A 1736-nucleotide genomic window follows, 5' to 3' on the forward strand; every position below is an offset into this window, starting at 1 on the left:
CTGGCCGGCCGTGGCCGTGCGCCCGCGGCGCGCACCCGCCGCGCGGCCCTTCCGCGCCGCGCCGGCAGAGGCGCGGGGGGTTCGCCGTCCGGTCGCGCGCGCCTGCGCGGTCTCCTTCGCCACGAGCTTGTTGAAGTTGCTCTGCTCGCCGCCGGCGGTGGTGTCCTGGTAGACCAACGCCAGGCCCGACTCGTCGAACTTCCGGAACCAGTCGTCCCACTCGATGCGGTCCAGCTTCCCCTCGCCGGAGTAGCCGGGGAAGTCGATGCGGATGATCCCGGTACCGGGGGCGCCGCGTGCGGTCGACGTCACCTCCGCCGGCCAGCCGCCGCGCTCCTCGACCCACCTCCGGATCGTCTCGTGATCGGTCGTCGTCTGCGACCTCGTTCGCGCCATGAGTGCCTCCTCGTCGCGAACAGCATGCGCACGGGCGAGAGGCGGCGAAAGGCCGCTCGCCGCGCGCGGCCTGCACCCCGCGTGACCAAGAGCCGCCGAGGTGCGGAGCACGCCGACGGCTGCGTCGGTGCGCCTTCAGGAGAGGGAAGGACCGGTCTCGCACGGCTCCTCCTGCGGGCGCGCACGGCGGCGGTCGTCCACCGGACGGACGGGGCGCCGCGCGATCCACGCGCGCCGCGAGCGAAACGGGAAGGTGACGGCGGTGCGACCTCGACCTCGACCTCGACCTCGACCTCGACCTCGAACCGGCCCGCCCGTGGTTCCCGCCGCGTGTGCGCGCGCGGCGCCGCTGTCGTTGGAGGTCCGCAGCCCCGGCGGGGGGCCGCGCCCGGGTTGCATGCGGGCCAGACCCGGCTCAATATCCGGGCCCAACCGGAGGACATTCACGATGCGTCATGTCACGATCGCCCTCGCCATCCTCGCCCTCGCAGGCGCCACCCGTGTCTCGGCCCAGACGCCCTGGGACGTCGCGAAGAAGGCCGCGGGCAACGCCACCGTCGGGAAGCTCGAGAAGCAGATCAACAAGCGGCTGCTCGACGAGGGCCGCAAGAACCAGTGCTCGTTCAAGACGGACACGGACGTCCTCGAGCCCGGCTGCGACGCCAAGATGCAGCGGCTCTCCAACGTGCTCATCGACGCCAAGAAGCAGCTCAACGGCGCCGGCGTGAAGAACTTCAAGTTCGTCGTGTCCGGCCACACGGACTCGAGCGGCAACGCGAAGCACAACGACGAGCTCTCCGCGAAGCGCGCGGCGGTCGTCGAGCGCGAGCTCGTCGCGAAGGGCGTGCCGAAGGAGGAGATCGAGTCGGTCGGCATGGGCTCGAAGAAGCTGCTCGTGAAGCCGGACGACACGGCCGCGAAGAAGGCGAAGAACCGGCGGTACGAGATCCAGGTCAAGCTGTAGCGGCGCGCGGCGCGGGCGCCCCGCCGAGCCCGGCGGGCCCCGCGCCCCGTCGCACCCCCGGCCACTCGTTGCGCGTGAGCCGGAGCTGCGCCCGAATCCCCTGCGCCGCCCGGCCCGGGCTCGCTGCGCGCGCCGAGGCGGATCGCGCGAGTCGCCCCGCCGTCCCGTCCACGGGCGTCCGCCCGTTCAGCCGAGGGGTCCCGCGGCCCCCGAAGAGGGTCCAGATTCTTCCCAGGAGGAGGAATCATGACCTACAGGATCAAGGGCGCGCTCGCTGCAGCGGCGCTCGTCGCTGCCGGGGCGGCGGGCGCGCAGGTGCCTCGCTGGCCGCCGGCCCCCGAGCAGCGCCCGGGCGGCGCTCCGCGCCCGGCGCCGG

The 1736-nt window shown here is 73.5% G+C and carries 1 protein-coding gene and 1 pseudogene; one reads left to right on the top strand and one right to left on the bottom strand.

Annotated features, from left to right (window positions below):
* Positions 1 to 396 (bottom strand): annotated as a pseudogene (locus MNZ29_RS23990) (hypothetical protein); the annotation flags it as partial.
* Positions 397 to 844: 448 nt separating this feature from the next.
* Here MNZ29_RS23990 and MNZ29_RS23995 point away from each other — a divergent pair.
* Positions 845 to 1360 (top strand): OmpA family protein, encoded by a 516-nt coding sequence (locus tag MNZ29_RS23995; RefSeq protein ID WP_242341595.1) that lies wholly within the window; start codon positions 845 to 847, stop codon positions 1358 to 1360.
* The last annotated feature ends 376 nt before the right edge of the window (positions 1361 to 1736 follow it).

Source organism: Anaeromyxobacter sp. SG64 (assembly GCF_022690745.1).
Taxonomy (GTDB): Bacteria; Myxococcota; Myxococcia; order Myxococcales; family Anaeromyxobacteraceae; genus Anaeromyxobacter; species Anaeromyxobacter soli.

What these genes read in the sequence shown, in the direction of transcription:
- MNZ29_RS23995 (WP_242341595.1), top strand. Translation starts at nt 845, where the DNA reads ATGCGTCATGTCACGATCGCCCTCGCCATCCTCGCCCTCGCAGGCGCC.